Annotated in this window: 15 protein-coding genes; 9 read left to right on the top strand and 6 right to left on the bottom strand. The window is 70.3% G+C overall.

All coding sequences use genetic code 11. From position 1 onward, the window contains the following. Window positions 1-62 precede the first annotated feature (62 nt). Entirely contained in the window at window positions 63-983 is a 921-nt protein-coding gene (locus ACQP2X_RS02740; RefSeq protein ID WP_498694128.1) for a HAMP domain-containing protein, read from the bottom strand. 163 nt (window positions 984-1,146) lie between these two features. On the opposite strand from ACQP2X_RS02740, the gene ahcY reads away from it, so the two are divergent. The 5 genes from ahcY (at window position 1,147) to ACQP2X_RS02715 (ending at window position 7,388) form a co-directional block, all read left to right on the top strand. Then, window positions 1,147-2,607: an adenosylhomocysteinase gene (gene ahcY / locus ACQP2X_RS02735; RefSeq protein ID WP_498694126.1), complete on the top strand. Its 1,461-nt coding sequence runs from the start codon at window positions 1,147-1,149 to the stop codon at window positions 2,605-2,607. A gap of 67 nt (window positions 2,608-2,674) precedes the next feature. Then, complete coding sequence (locus ACQP2X_RS02730; RefSeq protein WP_498694124.1) at window positions 2,675-4,294, top strand: Na+/H+ antiporter; 1,620 nt, start codon at window positions 2,675-2,677, stop codon at window positions 4,292-4,294. A gap of 33 nt (window positions 4,295-4,327) precedes the next feature. Beyond that, window positions 4,328-4,930 carry a TetR/AcrR family transcriptional regulator gene (locus ACQP2X_RS02725; protein WP_498694122.1) on the top strand — a complete coding sequence of 201 codons (603 nt, stop codon included), beginning with the start codon at window positions 4,328-4,330 and terminating at the stop codon, window positions 4,928-4,930. Further along, entirely contained in the window at window positions 4,927-5,820 is an 894-nt protein-coding gene (locus ACQP2X_RS02720; protein ID WP_498694121.1) for an ABC transporter ATP-binding protein, read from the top strand. Before ACQP2X_RS02725 ends, ACQP2X_RS02720 begins: the two co-directional genes overlap by 4 nt. Beyond that, the gene (locus ACQP2X_RS02715; protein WP_498694120.1) at window positions 5,817-7,388 is read left to right on the top strand and encodes an ABC transporter permease; all 1,572 of its coding nucleotides are present in this window, start codon (window positions 5,817-5,819) and stop codon (window positions 7,386-7,388) included. Before ACQP2X_RS02720 ends, ACQP2X_RS02715 begins: the two co-directional genes overlap by 4 nt. 5 nt (window positions 7,389-7,393) lie before the next feature. On the opposite strand, the gene ACQP2X_RS02710 is transcribed toward ACQP2X_RS02715, so the two are convergent. Further along, a complete protein-coding gene (locus tag ACQP2X_RS02710) occupies window positions 7,394-8,635 on the bottom strand; it encodes a hypothetical protein (protein WP_498694119.1) in 1,242 nt (413 codons plus the stop codon). Between the two features lie 109 nt (window positions 8,636-8,744). Here ACQP2X_RS02710 and ACQP2X_RS02705 point away from each other — a divergent pair, with 109 nt between their 5' ends. Then, a complete protein-coding gene (locus tag ACQP2X_RS02705; protein WP_498694118.1) occupies window positions 8,745-9,215 on the top strand; it encodes an NUDIX hydrolase in 471 nt (156 codons plus the stop codon). 102 nt (window positions 9,216-9,317) lie between these two features. Here the strand turns inward: ACQP2X_RS02705 and ACQP2X_RS02700 are convergent, their stop codons facing one another. Then, the gene (locus tag ACQP2X_RS02700; RefSeq protein ID WP_498694116.1) at window positions 9,318-9,977 is read right to left on the bottom strand and encodes an SDR family NAD(P)-dependent oxidoreductase; all 660 of its coding nucleotides are present in this window, start codon (window positions 9,975-9,977) and stop codon (window positions 9,318-9,320) included. A gap of 70 nt (window positions 9,978-10,047) precedes the next feature. Here ACQP2X_RS02700 and ACQP2X_RS02695 point away from each other — a divergent pair, with 70 nt between their 5' ends. Further along, window positions 10,048-10,899, top strand: a complete 852-nt coding sequence (locus tag ACQP2X_RS02695) for a LysR family transcriptional regulator (protein ID WP_498694115.1) — start codon at window positions 10,048-10,050, stop codon at window positions 10,897-10,899. Here the strand turns inward: ACQP2X_RS02695 and ACQP2X_RS02690 are convergent. Beyond that, window positions 10,859-12,169, bottom strand: a complete 1,311-nt coding sequence (locus ACQP2X_RS02690) for a M20/M25/M40 family metallo-hydrolase (protein WP_498694114.1) — start codon at window positions 12,167-12,169, stop codon at window positions 10,859-10,861. The two genes, ACQP2X_RS02695 and ACQP2X_RS02690, sit on opposite strands and share 41 nt — an antisense overlap. 12 nt (window positions 12,170-12,181) lie before the next feature. Continuing rightward, a complete protein-coding gene (locus tag ACQP2X_RS02685; RefSeq protein WP_498700779.1) occupies window positions 12,182-14,068 on the bottom strand; it encodes an APC family permease in 1,887 nt (628 codons plus the stop codon). A gap of 132 nt (window positions 14,069-14,200) precedes the next feature. Here ACQP2X_RS02685 and ACQP2X_RS02680 point away from each other — a divergent pair, with 132 nt between their 5' ends. Next, window positions 14,201-14,905 carry a LamG-like jellyroll fold domain-containing protein gene (locus tag ACQP2X_RS02680; RefSeq protein WP_498694113.1) on the top strand — a complete coding sequence of 235 codons (705 nt, stop codon included), beginning with the start codon at window positions 14,201-14,203 and terminating at the stop codon, window positions 14,903-14,905. A gap of 14 nt (window positions 14,906-14,919) precedes the next feature. Here the strand turns inward: ACQP2X_RS02680 and ACQP2X_RS02675 are convergent, their stop codons facing one another. Then, complete coding sequence (locus ACQP2X_RS02675) at window positions 14,920-15,117, bottom strand: hypothetical protein (RefSeq protein WP_498694112.1); 198 nt, start codon at window positions 15,115-15,117, stop codon at window positions 14,920-14,922. A 96-nt stretch (window positions 15,118-15,213) separates the two neighbouring features. Here ACQP2X_RS02675 and ACQP2X_RS02670 point away from each other — a divergent pair, with 96 nt between their 5' ends. After that, window positions 15,214-15,822 carry a CGNR zinc finger domain-containing protein gene (locus ACQP2X_RS02670; protein ID WP_498694111.1) on the top strand — a complete coding sequence of 203 codons (609 nt, stop codon included), beginning with the start codon at window positions 15,214-15,216 and terminating at the stop codon, window positions 15,820-15,822. The last annotated feature ends 31 nt before the right edge of the window (window positions 15,823-15,853 follow it).

The raw sequence follows: 15,853 nt of genomic DNA, 5'->3' as shown, positions 1-15,853 counted from the left end.
TGAGGGGTTTTTGAGGTCCTATGGAAGGTCTTTGATGTTCAATCAATCCCTGGCGGGACTGGTCACTGGTCAGCTTGCTCCGCGAGCAGGGTGACCATGCGGCGGTGTTCGTCGGCCATCGCGGCCAGGATGAGGTGGCGCTGAGTGGCCGGCATGTCCGGGTTGTCGAGCAGGGCCTCGAGGTTGGCGCCGAGATCGGCCAGCGGGGGACGAAGGTCGGGGCCCGGCCGCGTGACGACCTTCTCCACCACCTCCTTGACGACGATCCTCGGTATCTCGACCGTCTCGGCCGCGAAAGCAGGCGAAGGCGGCGGCATCGCGGGAGGCGGCGGGGGCGCGATGGCCGGCTTCGAGGCCTGACCGGTTCCACGGGCGCGGTCGAGGAGGCCGTTCAGCGTCGACGCCAGCTCGGCCACCTCGCGCGGGCTGCGCACCTCGGGCAGGCGCGACGACGGGTCCGACGGGTCGAGGTCGCGGGCCGACGTCAGCAGCCGCTGGAACGGGCGCAACATATATCCCGTCGCGAACCAGACACCGGCCGCGCTGAGGAGGGCCGCGAGGACCACGAGGAGAACCACGATGCGCACGTTACTGCCGTGCTGGTCGTTCAGGTCGTCCTGGCTCATGAGAATCTGCAGTTGAGCGCCCGATGACAGCGTCTCGCCGAACGATCGCCACTCGCCGTCACCGGCCTTCACCGTCGTGTAGCCGCCGGGCGCCGGCAGCGGGAAGCCGGCCGGCGATCCGACCTGCTTGACGACCTCGCCGCCCTTGATCAGGCGGGCCGCGAACGACCCGTCCGAGGCCAGCGTGCCGCTCTTCGACGCGGTGACCCGGACCCGGTCGGCCCGGGACGAGATCTCCCGGTCGAGCGCGTCCCGATCCCGGCCGTCGATCCGCAGCACGACGAAAAGCCCGGCCAGGGCCACCACGATGGCCACCAGCGCCGTGACGGCGAGGGTGAGCTGAGAGCGCAGACGCATGATCCCCTACCCTGCCAGACCGGACACGCTAGAGTATTAGAGCCCGCAACCGAGAGGCGCTGCGACGGGCCCGCTGAGCTTTCCAAGTCAGGGGATCCGCCACGCTCGGCCCGGGTTCTTAGACGCAAGGGCGCCTCCTGATGAGGGAGGGAGACCCCTCTTCGTGAGCGACAAACTTCAGACCCGTAACGGCCTCGAGTTCGCGATCGCCGACATCTCGCTGGCCGAGGCCGGCCGTCACCAGCTCCGCCTGGCCGAGCACGAGATGCCGGGCCTCATGTCCCTGCGCACCGAGTTCGGCGACGCCAAGCCGCTGGCCGGCGCCCGCATCGCCGGCTCGCTGCACATGACCGTGCAGACCGCCGTGCTGATCGAGACGCTGGTCGCGCTCGGCGCCGACGTGCGCTGGGTGTCCTGCAACATCTTCTCGACCCAGGACGAGGCGGCCGCCGCGGTCGTCGTCGGCCCGAACGGCACCGTCGACGCGCCCACCGGCGTCCCGGTCTTCGCCTGGAAGGGCGAGACGCTGGACGAGTACTGGTGGGCCACCATGCGGCTGTTCGACTTCGGCAACGGCCAGGGCCCCAACATGATCCTGGACGACGGCGGCGACGCCACCCTGCTCGTGCACAAGGGTGTCGAGTTCGAGGCGGCCGGCGCGGTCCCGCAGACCACCGACGCCGACAGCCACGAATACTCGATCATCCTCGAGACGCTCCGGTCGTCGCTGGCCACCGACGGGCAGCGGTTCACCCGGGTCGCGGCGGACATCCGCGGCGTCACCGAGGAGACCACGACCGGCGTGGCGCGGCTCTACAAGCTCGCCAAGGAGGGCACCCTGCTCTTCCCGGCGATCAACGTCAACGACGCGGTCACCAAGAGCAAGTTCGACAACAAGTACGGCATCCGCCACTCGCTGGTCGACGGTCTCAACCGGGCCACCGACGTGATGCTGGGCGGCAAGCTCGCCATCGTCTGCGGCTACGGCGACGTCGGCAAGGGCGCGGCCGAGACGCTGCGCGGCCAGGGCGCCCGCGTCGTCGTCACCGAGATCGACCCGATCTGCGCGCTCCAGGCCTCCATGGACGGCATGCAGGTGGCCCGGCTCGAAGACGTGGTCGGCGAGGCCGACATCTTCATCACCACCACCGGCGGCACCGACATCATCCGGGTCGAGCACCTGTCGGCGATGAAGCACAACGCGATCGTCGGCAACGTCGGACACTTCGACGACGAGATCGACATGGCCGGCCTGGCCAAGGTCCCGGGCATCGAGAAGATCGAGATCAAGCCGCAGGTCCACGAGTGGCGCTTCCCGGACGGTCACTCGGTGATCGTGCTCTCCGAGGGCCGCCTGATGAATCTGGGCAACGCCACCGGCCACCCCAGCTTCGTCATGTCCAACTCGTTCACCAACCAGGTCATGGCCCAGATCGAGCTCTGGACCAAGCCGGGTGAGTACGAGAAGCAGGTGTACGTCCTTCCGAAGCACCTCGACGAGAAGGTCGCGCGGCTGCACCTGGACGCGCTGGGCGTCAAGCTGACCACGCTCAGCAAGAAGCAGGCGGAGTACCTGGGCGTCGACGTCGACGGCCCGTACAAGCCGGAGCACTACCGGTACTAGGCCGTCAGGGTCACTGTTTTCCTGGCCGACACAGTTATCTCCGTGTCGGCCAGGAAAAATAGACCGTGTGCACGCCGAGACCACACTCCTCCTCATCCTCGGTGGCGTCGCGCTGATCGTGGCCGTACGGCTGATCGCTGAGAAGACCGGCCTCCCGGCCGCCGCGCTTCTCACGATCGCCGGCATCACGTACGCGCTGCTGCCGGGTCCGAATCTCGAGCTCGAACCCGAGCTCGTCATGACGTACGTGATCCCGCCGTTGCTCTACAACGCGGCGCTCGACGCCTCACTGCTCAACATCCGCCGTCACATGCGCACCGTGATCAGTCTGTCGGTGCTGTTGGTGCTGGCCACGGCCCTGCTCATCGGCTGGGGCGTCGACATGTGGGTGAGCGGCGCCACGCTGGCGGCCGGAGTCGCCCTGGGCGCCGCGGTCGCCCCGCCCGATCCGGTGGCCGCGCTGGCCGTCGGCCGCCGCGCCGGCCTGCCCGGCAAGCTGATCACCCTGATCCAGGGCGAGGGCCTGCTCAACGACGCGACCGCCCTGACCATCCTCACGGTCGCGATCGCCGCCGCCAACGGTGGCCACTTCTCCGTGCCGTCGGCGATCGGCGAGTTCTTCCTGATGGCGATCGGCGGTGTGGTCGCCGGTGTCGTCGTCGCCTTCGCCGTCCGCCAATTGCGGCACATCCGGCAGGATCCGCTCACCGCGAACGCGATCTCGCTGGCCACGCCGCTCGCGGCGTACATCCTGGCCGAGTCGGTCCACGTCTCCGGCGTGCTGGCCGTGGTGATCGCCGGTCTGATCATCGGGCACGACTCCCCGCGCTACAGCGGGGCGGCCAGCCGCCTGCAGACCAGCGCGGTCTGGCGGCTCGTCGACTTCCTGCTCGAGGGCATCGTCTTCCTGTTGATCGGCCAGCAGCTGCCGACCGTGGTGGACGAGCTCAGCAACTACGACATGTCCACGATCATCATCGCGGTGTCGGTGACGGTCGGCGTGACCCTGATCCTGCGCCCGCTGTGGCTGATCCTCACCCAGCTGCTGCCACGCTCGCTGCATGCCCGCCTGGGCGGCGAGGACTTCGACGGACCGCGCAGCGAGCGCGCCCTGACCGGCCGCGAGGTGACCGCGCTGAGCTGGGCCGGCACCCGCGGCGTGATCAGCCTGGCCGCCATCTTCACGCTGCCGGCGTCGGTGCCCAACCGGGAGCTGCTCCACTTCTGCGCCTTCGTGGTGGTGCTGGTGACGTTGCTCGGCCAGGGTCTGACCTTTGCTCCTCTGGTCCGGATGCTGGGCCTGCGGGCCAACCACGCCGACGACGCCCGGGAGCGCAACGAGGCCCGGTCGGCCGCGGTGCGGGCCGCCCTGGACCGGCTCGAGGACATTCAGGAGGAGCAGCACGACCACGTCGAGGACCGGGCCATCGAGAACATGCGCAAGCAGCTGGAGATCCGGCTCGAGCGCTACAGCAAGCGGCTGGACCTGCTCGAGAACGCCGACTCGAACGAGGTGCCGACGTCACCGGAGTACGAGGCGGCGCTCATGGTCCGCCGCATGGTGATCGAGTCGCAGCGCGAGGAGCTGCTGCGATGGCGCGACGCGGGCAACCTCAACGACGAGAGCCTGCGAGTCCTGGAGCGTGAACTCGACCACGAGGAACGACTGCTCCCCGATAGACGCTAGTCGAGCTACACACGTGTGCAGTAAACTACACACGTGAGTAGTGACCTGACCGCACGGGCGCGCATCCGCGACGCCGCGATCGAGCTCTTCGCCGAGCGCGGCGTCGAGGCCGCCACCATCCGTGACATCGCGCAGGCGGCCGGAGTCTCCTCCGGCCTCCTGCGCCACCACTTCGGCTCCAAAGAGGGGCTGCGCGACGCCTGCGACGAATACGCGCTGAGCGAGCTCCTCCGGGTCAACGCCCACTTCACCGAGTTCCAGTCGCTCGACCGGCTGACGCCGAAGATCCTGCTGCTCCAGCGCTACTTCATGCGCTCGACCATGGACGGGTCACCGTCCGGCGCCGCCATGTTCGACCGCATGATCGACTACGGCGAACAGTGGCTCGCGCACACCGAGCTCAAGGTGACGGACCCGCGGGCGTACATCGGCCTGCTCACCGTCATGAAGATGTCGATGTTCACCATGCGTGATCTTCTCTCCCGGGCCGTGGGCAGCGACGTCGGCACGGTCGAGGGCTGGTTGCGCGTGCTGAACGCGTCGCTCGACCTCTTTTCGCAACCCCTCATCACGCCCTCGCAGGCAGATCAGGCGCGGGCCCAGCTCGACAAGATCTTCGGGGAGGAACAGTCATGACCGAGGCCATCGACGTCGCCGGACTGATCAAGAGGTTCGGCCGGGTCACCGCCCTCGACGGGCTCGACCTGCAGGTGCGGACCGGCGAGGTGCACGGCTTCCTCGGCCCGAACGGTGCCGGCAAGACCACCACCATCCGCGTCCTGCTCGGCCTCATGCGGCACGACGGCGGTCGTGCCCGCCTGCTCGGCGGCGACCCCTGGGCGTCCGCCACCGAACTGCACAAACGTCTGGCGTACGTCCCCGGCGACGTCACCCTCTGGCCCAACCTGACCGGCGGCGAGGTCATCGACCTGCTCGGCCGGCTACGCGGCGGCCTCGACACGAAACGCCGCGCCGAGCTGCTCGAGCGCTTCGAGCTCGACCCGCGCAAGAAGGGCCGCACCTATTCCAAGGGCAACCGGCAGAAGGTGGCACTGGTCGCGGCGCTCGCCTCCGACGTCGAGCTGCTCATCCTCGATGAGCCGACCTCCGGCCTCGACCCCCTGATGGAGGAGGTCTTCAGTGAGGTCGTCCTCGAGGAGAAAAGACGGGGCGACCGTACGGTCCTGCTCTCCAGCCACATCCTGGCCGAGGTCGAGAAGCTCTGCGACCGGCTGACGATCATCCGCGACGGCCGCACCGTCGAGACGGGCACCCTGGCCGACCTGCGCCACCTCACCCGCACCACGATCCAGGCCGACCTGGCCGGGCCCCCGGACGGCCTGGCCTCCCTGGCCGGCGTCCATGACTTCCAGATCGACAACGGCCGCGTACGCTTCGACGTCGACACGGACGCACTGTCGCCGGCCCTGCAGACGCTGGTCAAGGTCGGCGTGACGTCCCTGGTCAGCCAGCCGCCGTCGCTGGAGGAGCTGTTCCTCCGTCAATACTCGCGGTCCGGGTCATGACCGGCACCGGCCGGCTGATCCGGCTCGTCCTGCGCCGCGACCGCGTCCTCATGCCCCTGTGGGTGGTGATCCTCGCCCTGGTCCCGGCCGGTTACGTGGCGTCCTTCGAAGGCCTGTTCCCGACCGCGGCCGACCGCGCCGAATACGCCACGGTCAGCGCCTCCAACGCCGGGTTCGTCGGCCTCTACGGTCTGATCGAGGGCTCGTCGCTGGGCGAGCTGGTGGCCTGGCGGGCCGGCTTCATCCCGATCATGGTGGCGCTGTTCGCGGCCCTCACGGTCATCCGGCACACCCGCGCCGACGAGGAGACCGGCCGTACGGAGCTGGTCGCGGCCGGCGCCGTCGGCCGGCACGCCCAGCTCGCGGCCGCCCTGATCACCACCTGCGCGGCCAGCCTGGCGCTGGGCGCGATCTTGACCGCGGCCATGCTCGGGCAGGGCATGCCGGCCGAGGGCTCGGTGCTGTTCGGCCTGGAGCTCGCGCTCAGCGGCTGCGCCTTCGCCGCCGTGGGCGCCATCGCCGCCCAGCTCACGGCCAGTGCCCGCGGCGCGCGGACCATCGCCGTGGTCGCGCTCGGCGCCGCATACGCGCTGCGCGTGGCCGGCGACGTCTCGGCCATCGGCGACGGCGCCGTCTCCTGGCTGAGCTGGCTCTCCCCCATCGGCTGGGCGACGCACATCTTCCCGTGGGGCGCGAACGACTGGTGGCCCGTGCTGCTGTCGGCCCTGTTCGTGATGGCGGCGGCCGGCCTGTCGGCGGTCCTGCTGACCAGGCGCGACTTCGGTGGCGGCCTGCTGCCGGCCCGGCTCGGCCCGGCCACGTCGGCCATGGGCACGCCGCTGGCCCTGGCCTGGCGCCTGCACCGTGGCCTGCTGATCGGCTGGACGATCGGCTTCGCCCTGCTCGGCCTGATCTTCGGCGGCGTCGGCGGGAGCGTCGTCTCCCTCATCGAGGACAACCAGAACCTGGGCGACATCTTCGCCCGCCTCGGCGGCGCCTCGAGCCTGGTCGACAACTACTTCGCGGGCACGGCCGGCATCGTCGGCCTGATCGCCTCCTGCTACGCCGTGCAGGCCGCCCTGCGCCTGCGCGACGAGGAACAGTCCGGCCGCGCCGAGCCGCTGCTGGCCACCGCGGTGTCCCGCTACGCCTGGGCCGGCTCCCACCTGCTGTTCTCCCTGCTGGGCCCGGCCGTGGCCCTGCTGGCCGAGGGCCTGGTGGCCGGACTCACCTACACCGACGGCGACCTGGGCGCGATCGTGACGAGCACCCTGGTCCAGCTGCCGGCGGTCTGGGTCCTGGCCGCGGTGGCCGTCCTCCTGTTCGGACTGCTCCCCCGCCTGTCGGCCGCGGCGTGGGGCGCCCCGGCCTTCTGCCTGCTGATCCTGTTGGTCGGCCAGACCCTCCAGCTCGACCAGTGGCTCCTGGACATCTCCCCCTTCACCCACATCCCCCACCTGCCGGGTGGCGACGTCACGGTAACGCCCCTGATCACCTTGGCCGCCGTGGCCGCGGTCCTCACCGTGGTCGGCCTGGGCGGCCTCCGCCGAAGGAACATCCCGGACTGACCTTGTCAGCACGCGGGCAGGCGCCAGGGCTCCGGCAATCGCCCGGAGCCCTGGTTCGCACCATCTGCAGAGGGCTTCTCGCGCGGCAACTGGGCCAGCGGTGCCAGATCAACGGAGTAGATCGTGCGGGGAAGCCAGACCGTCCGCACCTGGTAGCCGCCCGAGTCACTCAGCCGGCGAAGCAGCACCCACCAACCGCTCCCATCGCGGGCGATCAGACTCGCCGCATAGCCGGGCGAGTCCTGGCACACCCGCACCGGGTCACGGTTCCCCTCCAGGAGAACGATCGTCACCGGCCTGACCCAATAGGTCACCCAACCATTCGGATAGAGATATCCGAGCTCGGCCGCCCTCTTTCCCTCGTCATACCGTTCCGTGCTCCACACCGACACACGGATGACCGCCCACACCAGCGCGAACACCGCTACGGCAAGGGAGGTCAGCAGAATGCCGGATCGCTTTCGTGAGAGCACCATGGCGAGCGGATCCCGCTCGACCTCGGGTCCCTCGGACCGCAGCCAAGGCCGGCCCCTCCGCGCGAACACGCAGGCGAGCAGCACATTGAGCACAATGACGCCGAGCACCTCGAGGCCGGGACGAGTCCTCCCGTCCGCGACATGCCCGAACAGCACGTGGACGGTGAGCAGGTTGGCCGCCACAACGATTCCGGCCACGGCAACCCCGCCTATGAGCCCCCTTCTCCAGTCGTCGTCGACCATCGCGTCATGGGCGAGAAGCATGCCGAGAAGCACGCCGAACGCCGAAGCGAAGACGGCCAACGTGAGGGTCAGCGCCCAAAGATCGAGCGGCCGATCGTCCGGGGCAATCACATCGGACGAGAAGAAAATGGCACACGACACAGTCGTCAAGAGCGCGGCTGCGCCGACCACGTCCAGGCGCGCTCCGTCGTACACGGCCTTCGCTCCAGCCGCTGCGAGTAGCAACGGCGCCAATAACAGGGCGAAAACGCCGAGTCCGGAAAGCGCCGCACGCAACAACAGACGATCCCGGGAAAGCTCCACCTCGTCCGGCGACAGCCCGAACGCCTCGTAGAACCGCCGGTGCGCATTCCAGAGAACCGCGAACGAGATCGCGCCGGCGACGGTCCATATACCCGTCGACGCCCCGACCCACGTCAGAAAAGAGTGACCGGCGCTGCTCCGGTCCACCGGCTCGGCTACGGTCACGGGCTTCCGCCCGGAGAAGCGGACGACGAGCCGGCGTGACATCCGGGGTTCACGGGGCATGACCCCTCCACCGTGTGAGTCGGTAGTCCCCCGATGACTCCAGCATCAGTGGCGGGGCATTCGGGTGACAAGTCCCCAGCCGATTGCCAGACCGTCTTACCTTGCGCTCATGCCGATCCCCGCATTCGTTGTCGCGCTTCGCTCGAAGGTCGGGCATGACCCGCTGCCGCTGGGCGGGGTGATCGCGGTCGTGGTCGACGATCGCGGGCGGGTGCTTCTGGTCCGGCGGTCGGACACCCACGACTGGGCGCTGACCACCGGCTGTCTGGAGCCGGGGGAGCAGCCGGCGGCCGGAGCCGTTCGTGAGGTTCGCGAGGAGACCGGCGTCGACGTCGAGGTCGAGCGCCTGCTGGCGGTCGAGGCGCTCGACCTTTCGGTGGCGCCCAACGGCGACCAGATCCACTGGCTCACCGTCGGCGTCCGGTGCCGTGTCGTGGGCGGCCGGGCCCGTGTCAACGACGACGAGTCGGTCGAGGTCGGCTGGTTCGAGCCGCGTGACGTGCCGCCGTTGCCGCCGCACCAGGCCCGCTGCCTGGCGATCGCCCTCGATCCCGCCGCCGCGCCGTGGTTCGCGCGGTGAAGGACGGCCGTTCGACGTTGTTCGGAGGTGTTCGTGCCGCTGGCCGGACAGTGGGCGGGGCCGGCACCAGCCTGCGGACCAGCCAGTGGAGTGGCTGCTGACCTACCAGGGAACCGGTCCCTCGTCGGAGACGAACGCGGCCGTCGGCGGGTTGTCCATCGTGGCCAGTCGGATCGCCACGGCGGCGCCGTCGGCGGCCGTGCGTTCGAGGGACAGGCCCAGGTCTTTCGCGAAGTCGGTGCCGCAGGCGCCGGGGGCCACGGCGTTCACCGACATGCCGGGCAGCGTCTTGGCGTACTGGACGGTGAGCATGTTCAGGGCGGCCTTCGACGCCGGGTAGCCGGCCATCGTGCCGCGGGCGGCGAAGCCGTGATCGGGGTCGGTGGTCCAGCTCAGGGAGGCCGTGCCGCTGGAGACGTTGATGATGCGGGCGCCGGCCGACGCCCGGAGCAGTGGCAGGACGGCCTCGGTGACCCGGATGACGCCGAACAGGTTGGTCTCGAAGACGGCGCGGATCACCGCGAGGTCGGCCTCGCCGGGGGTCTGGCCCTCGCGGCCTCCGGAGATGCCGGCGTTGTTGACCAGGATGTCGAGGCGGTCGAGGCGGGCCGCGAACGCGGCCACCGAGGCGTCGTCGGTGACGTCGAGGTCGGACCGGGTGGCCGCGATGACTGTCATTCCCCGGGCGGCGAGGCCTTCGGCGATGGCGGCGCCGATTCCCCGGGCGGCCCCGGTGACCAGGGCGATCTTCGTGTCGGACATGACTCCATCCGACCATCGGGCCGCCCTTCGGCCCAAGATCGATGGGGTACGACGGCGATACCCTCCGGGTATGGAGGATGTGGAGACGCGCGAGTTGCGGTACTTCGTGGCCGTGGCCGAGGAGTTGCACTTCGGGCGGGCCGCCGAGCGGCTGGGCATCGCGCAGCCGCCGCTGTCCCGGGCCATCCGGCGCCTCGAGCATCGTCTGGGCGTCGAGCTCCTGGAGCGTACGAGCCATGGCAGCCGCCTGACCCCGGCCGGTGAGGTGCTGCTGGCCGAGGGGCGGACCGCCCTCGACGCGGTGTCCGCCGCGGCCCGGCGGGCGCAGCGGACCGGCCCCCGGGCGTGCCTCGTGCTGGCGATGAAGCCGGGTGGCGACGCCGGGCTCCTGCCGGCGATCCTCAGGTCGTACGAGAAACGCCCCGATGCCCTGCCCGTCGAATTCGCCTTCTCCCTCGGCGACCGGGCGGCGATGCTGCGCGACGGCCGGGCCGACGTCGGGCTGCTGCACCATCCGCAGAACGATCTGAGCGGTCTCGCCACCGAGGAGCTGGCGGTGGAGCGGCGGGTGGTGGCGCTGGCCGACGGTCATCCGCTGGCCGCCCGCGACGAGCTGCGCATGGACGACCTGGCCGACCAGGAGCTCCCGCAGTTTCCCGAGGCCGCGCGCCCGGGCCCTGGCCCGCGGGTCGGTGACGTGGGCGAGCTGATGCAGCTGGTGGCGCTGGGCCGGGCGGTCGCGCTGGTCACCGAGTCGGCGGCGCAGAGGCCGCATCGGGGTGTGGTCTATCGGCCGGTGCTCGACGCCGTCCCGGCCACCCTGGTCGTGGCGTGGGCCGAGAGCAGCCGGTCGCGCGAGGTGGCGGCCTTCGTCACCGCGGCTAGGCGGGCAGTCTCTCCAGCAGCGAGCGGTACCACTTGATGCCGGCCAGGTAGGCGTCGACCGTGATGTGCTCGTCGTACGAGTGGATCGCCTCGCGCTGCTTCTTGGTCATCTCGAACGGTGTGAAGCGGTAGACCCGCTCGCAGATCGCCGTGAAGCGCCGCGCGTCGGTGGCGGCCATCATGACGTACGGCGCCGGAACCGCTCTGGGGAAATGCTCCACGGTGACCTCTTCGATGAGCCGGAACGCGTCGTCCAGGGGCGACGGCGGTGAGGGCTCGCCGTCGTGGACCACGCGGATCGTCACCTTCTTGTCGCGGATGACCTTGCGGACGTGGGCGATCGCGCTCGCCATGGTGTCGCCGACCAGGATGCGGATGTTGACGCCGGCGGTCGCGTTCGACGCCACCACGTTCAGGGCCGGCGAGCCGCTGAGCGTGGTGACCGCGAAGGTCGTCCGCACCATCGCCGCCGCCTCCGGGCCGGCCGCCAGCAGGAGCCGGGTGAGCACGGGACGGGAGCGGACGGCGCCGCGCAGGGCGAGACCGATCGGGCCGGTGGCGTGCTCGGAGGCGCGGCGCAGGAACTCCACCACCACGTCCGGTGTCGTGGCCGGCATCGGCGAGCGGTCGAGCCGGGTGATGGCCCGGGCCAGGCGGGCGGTCGGTCCCATGGGGGCCGGCGTGGACGCGTGGCCGCCGCGCCCGTCGACGCTCAGCTCGATCGAGGCCACGCCCTTCTCGGTGACGCCGATGGCGGCGACCGGCACCGGCACGCCGGGCAGCACGTCGTGGGCCACCGCGCCGCCCTCGTCGAGGACGAACCAGGGCGCGACCCCGCGCTTGCGCAGCTCGTCGACGGCGAGCTGGGCCGCGACGCCGGCCACCTCCTCGTCGCAGCCGAAGGAGAGCCACACGTCCTGGGCCGGGGTGTGCCCGGCCGCCAGCAGGTCTTCGACGGCCTGGCAGATGGCGGTCAGGCTGGCCTTGCAGTCGAGGGTGCCGCGGCCCCAGACGACGCCGTCCTCGACGACCGCGCCGAACGGCGGGTGGGTCCACTCGCCCTCGACCGGCACCACGTCGATGTGCGCCATGAGCACGACGGGCCGCTCGGCCGAGGCGCCCGGCCAGTGGAAGAGCAGGCCGTGGGTGCCGATCAGGGTCCGTTCGAGCTTCTCGTGCAGCAGTGGGAAGTGCCGCCGCAGCGCCTCGTGGAAGTCGTCGAACGCGCCCGAGTCCCACTCATCCGCCTCGCGGGTCGAGACGGTCGGGATGCGGAGCAGGTCGCGGAAGGCCTCCAGTTGGCTCATCGGCCCATCATCTCAGCCGACGTGCACGTGGGGCCGCCGGTTGCGGTCGTGCTCGGCCCGCCGCAGCATCTCCCGGGTGACCGGTGCCACCTCGCCCTGCCCGAAGGCCAGGTAACGCACGAAGTTGGCGACCGGGTTGCCCTCGGTCCACTCGAAGTAGATGTGCGGCCGGCGCCCGGTCGTGTCCCTGATCCACAGCAGCAGCGCGGCCAGCGCGCTCGGCACCGACGAGCTGGTCACCCGCATCACCTTGTAGCGGTGGTGCAGCAGCTCGCCGGTCACCCGCAGCTCGGTCTCGAAGTCGGAGGCGTCCTTGACCGTGACCTCGACGAAGATGACGTCCCGGTCGTCGGCCATGTCGTTGTCGGCCAGGATCTGCGCGATCTTGTCGCTGTACTCGCGACTGTCCCGGCGGCCGGGCTCGTTGGCGATCAGCCTGATCTGCCGGCGCCGGCAGTCGGCCAGGAAGCCCAGCGCCGTCTCGTCGGCCGAGATGTCGGTGACCCGCAGGTCGAACGCCCGGAACAGCCGGGACAGGAACGAGACGACCAGGATGGCGGCGATGAAACAGGCGGCGATCTTCACGCCGTCCGGGCGCTCCACCACGTTGGCGACGGTCGTGTAGACGAACAGCACCGCGATGACGCCGAAGGCGATGGTGCGTTTCTTCTGCTGCCGGCGGTGCGCGGAAAGGGTCACCGCGACCGCGGCCGAGGTGATCAGCACGAGCACGCCGGTCGCGTAGGCGCCGCCCTGCGCGTCCACGTCCGCGTCGAAGATCCAGGTGATCAGGAAGGCCGTGCCGGTGAAGACCAGGACCAGCGGTCGTACGGCTCGGGCCCAGCCCGGCGCCATGCCGAAGCGCGGCAGATAACGCGGCACCAGGTTGAGCAACCCGGCCATGGCCGAGGCCCCGGCGAACCAGAGGATGGCGATGGTCGACAGGTCGTACACGGTCCCGAAGGCATTGCCCAGGTTTTCGTGCGCGAGAAAGGCGAGCGCCCGCCCGTTGGCGTCGCCACCCGACTCGAACTCGGCCTGCGGAATGAGCACCGTGGTGACGACGCTGCTGGTCAGCAGGAAGACGCTCATGATGACGGCGGCCGTGGTGAGCAGCCGCTTGGCGCCCCGGATGCGCCCCTGGAGGTCGCCCTTGATGTGCGGCATCACGGCCACGCCGGTCTCGAAACCGGACAGGCCCAGCGCCAGTTTCGGGAAGACCAGCAGCGCGATGCCGACCACCACCAGCGGATTGCCGTGCTGTGTGGTCAGCGCGGTGGTCCAGTCGGTCACCGAGTGCGGATGGGTCAGCACCTCCCACAACCCGTCCGCGATCACCACCACGTTCAGCACGAGATAGACGCCGACCAGGCCGACCGCGATCCCGATGGCCTCGGTGAACCCCTTGAGGAAGACCCCGCCCAGCAGGGCCACCAACAGCAGGGTGACGATCACCTCATGGCCGTGCAGGGCCGAGGGGAGGTACGGGTTCTCGTCGATGTGCGCGGTGGCGTCAGCCGCCGAGAGGGTGATCGTGATGATGAAGTCGGTCGCCGCGAAACCGAGCAGCACGAGGACGAACAGCTTGCCCTTCCAGAACGACAGCAGCTTCATCAGCATCGCGATGGAGCCCTCGCCGTTCGGGCTGTCGGCCGCCACCCGGCGATAGATCGGCAGCGCGCCCAGCAGCGTGACCAGCACGAGCACGAGCGTCGCGATCGGCGACAGCACGCCCGCGGCCAGCGCGGCGATGCCCGGCTGATAGCCCAGCGTGGAGAAATAGTCCACGCCGGTCAGGCACATCACCTTCCACCACGAGTGCGGCTTCTCGTCCGGATTCGCCGGTTCGCCGTGCGGGCCCTCGTGGTGCTTCGCGGTGTCGTTCAATCCGGAAAGCATCCAGTCCCGGAACCCCGTGGTCGTCACCCGGGAATGGTTCCACCGGGCGGCCGGGCACTCCCACGCTCACGCGTTAATACCGCGTCAAAATGCCGGGCGCATCCTTCGAGGCGTGCCGACCGTTAGCCCGGCGTGCGTCTGTCCCTCGCCGCCGGCTGCGCCCTGGTGCTGGGCCTCGCCGCGGTCATGCCCGCCTCGGCCTCGACCGCCGGTAAGGTCACCGTCCGCTACACCTTCGACGGCCCGTCCCCACTGGCCGACGCCTCCGGCCGCGGCCTCGACCTGAGCCCGGTGAGCCGGTACGGCGGCGCCTTCACCACGGTTGCCCACAACGGCGGCCGGGCCCTGGCCTTCCCGCCGCCGTGCAAGAACGAGCCGTGCCCGCGGATCGCCCTGCGCTCGGTGGCCACCGAGCTCAACCCGGGCCGGCGGCCGATCCGCTACGGCGCCGCGGTGCGCCTGGCCGCCGACGAGACCACCAAGGGCGAGAACGTGCTCCAGAAGGGCTACTCGGCCCGCGGAAGCCAGTACAAGCTCCAGATCGACGGCCTGGCCGGCCGCCCCAGCTGCGTCTTCGTCGACGACCGCGACCCGCGGATCAACACGGCGATCAGCTCGGTGGGCGTGGCCGACAGCCGCTGGCACACCCTGGAGTGCCGCCGGTCCGGCCCTCACCTGACGATCCTGGTCGACGGCGTCCCCCGGGGCCGGACCACGATCCCGGCCACCCTGTCGGTCCACAACCGACTGCCGTTCAGCATCGGCGGCAAGGGCTCTTTCGCCGACAACGACCAGTTCCAGGGCATCCTCGACGAGGTCTGGGTCGAGATCGGCTGATGACGTGGGCCGTCTCAGGCGGCTCGGGCGCGGGCCGGCGCGGGCGTGGCGCCGTGGTCGAGGCGGGCGGCCAGCCGGCGGAGCCCGGCCGCGGTGGCCAGGCGGGCCCGGCCGGGTGACCGCTCGGGCACGACCGGGCTGTCCGGAAGAGCGGAGCGGGTGGTGCGAGCGTCGGCGTCGATGACCAGTGCGATGAGTCCCAGTTCCTGCATCGTGATCTTCCCTTCGGGTCGATGCGGGCTAAACTCGCTTTACTGGAAACATAGATACCGCGCTTGATGCGAGTCAAACACTTTTTGGTGGAATCAATGTCCGAGTTCCTGGAGCCGTTCGGCGGCGCCGTCTGCCTTGATTTCGCCAACACGCTCGACGGGCGGGCGACCGCTCAACCGCGGGAGTACGTGGGCACCTACGCCGAGCTGGCCGGCTGGTCCGAGTTCGCCGGCCTGATCGACGAGGCCACGGGCACCCGGCTTCGCCGGCACGACGCGGCGGCGTCGCTGCGCACGGCGCTGAGCCTGCGCGAGGCGATCTTCGAGGTCTTCGCCGCGATCGGCCGCGGCCAGGCGCCGCCGGACGGGCCGCTCGACGAGGTGCGGCAGCGGTACGCCGAGGCGGTCGCCGCCGCCCGTCTCACGCCCGCCCGTCTCACGCCCGCCCCCGAGGGCTCGTTCACGTGGGACTTCACCGGTGACGACCCCGATCGCGCCTGGCGGCCGATCGGTGTCGACGCCGTGCGCCTGCTCACCGAGGGCCCCCTCGACCGCGTCAAGGTCTGCGGGGCCGAGGCCGGCTGCATCGGGCTGTTCCTCGACACGAGCAAGAACCGCAGCCGCCGCTGGTGCACCATGGACGGCTGCGGTGTCGAGGCCAAGGTCCAGCGACAGGCCCGCCGCCGCCGGGCCGCCCGCTCATAACCTCAGCAGGATTTCTCGGCCGCGGGTGTAA

Origin of the sequence: Actinoplanes sp. CA-131856, from assembly GCF_050956135.1 — a bacterium.
Lineage (GTDB): Bacteria > Actinomycetota > Actinomycetes > Mycobacteriales > Micromonosporaceae > Actinoplanes.
The sequence above is the reverse complement of the archived record's forward strand: the minus strand, read 5'-3'. Positions and strand labels throughout refer to the sequence as shown.

Excerpts from the sequence above, each read along its gene's own strand:
- ACQP2X_RS02740 (WP_498694128.1), bottom strand. The coding sequence starts at position 983 with ATGCGTCTGCGCTCTCAGCTCACCCTCGCCGTCACGGCGCTGGTGGCC.
- ACQP2X_RS02720 (WP_498694121.1), top strand. The coding sequence starts at position 4,927 with ATGACCGAGGCCATCGACGTCGCCGGACTGATCAAGAGGTTCGGCCGG.
- ACQP2X_RS02715 (WP_498694120.1), top strand. The coding sequence starts at position 5,817 with ATGACCGGCACCGGCCGGCTGATCCGGCTCGTCCTGCGCCGCGACCGC.
- ACQP2X_RS02710 (WP_498694119.1), bottom strand. The coding sequence starts at position 8,635 with ATGCCCCGTGAACCCCGGATGTCACGCCGGCTCGTCGTCCGCTTCTCC.
- ACQP2X_RS02705 (WP_498694118.1), top strand. The coding sequence starts at position 8,745 with ATGCCGATCCCCGCATTCGTTGTCGCGCTTCGCTCGAAGGTCGGGCAT.
- ACQP2X_RS02700 (WP_498694116.1), bottom strand. The coding sequence starts at position 9,977 with ATGTCCGACACGAAGATCGCCCTGGTCACCGGGGCCGCCCGGGGAATC.
- ACQP2X_RS02695 (WP_498694115.1), top strand. The coding sequence starts at position 10,048 with ATGGAGGATGTGGAGACGCGCGAGTTGCGGTACTTCGTGGCCGTGGCC.
- ACQP2X_RS02690 (WP_498694114.1), bottom strand. The coding sequence starts at position 12,169 with ATGAGCCAACTGGAGGCCTTCCGCGACCTGCTCCGCATCCCGACCGTC.
- ACQP2X_RS02685 (WP_498700779.1), bottom strand. The coding sequence starts at position 14,068 with ATGCTTTCCGGATTGAACGACACCGCGAAGCACCACGAGGGCCCGCAC.
- ACQP2X_RS02675 (WP_498694112.1), bottom strand. The coding sequence starts at position 15,117 with ATGCAGGAACTGGGACTCATCGCACTGGTCATCGACGCCGACGCTCGC.
- ACQP2X_RS02670 (WP_498694111.1), top strand. The coding sequence starts at position 15,214 with ATGTCCGAGTTCCTGGAGCCGTTCGGCGGCGCCGTCTGCCTTGATTTC.